Source organism: Streptomyces sp. L-9-10 (genome assembly GCF_004151105.1).
Lineage (GTDB): Bacteria > Actinomycetota > Actinomycetes > Streptomycetales > Streptomycetaceae > Streptomyces.
Genome location: NZ_PHRF01000037.1, coordinates 1 through 243 on the forward strand (window position 1 = coordinate 1; position 243 = coordinate 243).

The 243-nt window shown below is 70.4% G+C and carries 1 protein-coding gene; it reads left to right on the forward strand.

Annotation, left to right across the window (positions count from 1 at the left end; all coding sequences use genetic code 11):
- On the forward strand, positions 1–243 hold a 243-nt coding region (locus tag CU044_RS38470; protein WP_275670183.1), incomplete at both ends, for a terpene synthase family protein.

The window sequence follows — 243 nt, forward strand, 5'->3', positions numbered from 1 at the left end:
CCGACGGCGGATCAGACCGGCCCGGTCGCCGCGCTGCAGTCACTCATGGTCTCGGTACAGGCCGTCGCCAGCCCGACCCAGCTGTACCGGTTCGTCGAGGCGCACCGCAAATGGTTCCACTCCATCCTGTGGGGAATGGCCAACCCCGCCCCCGCCGGCCTGGACGAGTTCCTGCACCTGCGGATGCTGAACGCCGGCGGCGCCGCCAGCCTGTCCTGGTCGGAGATCACCACCGGCGAGGAG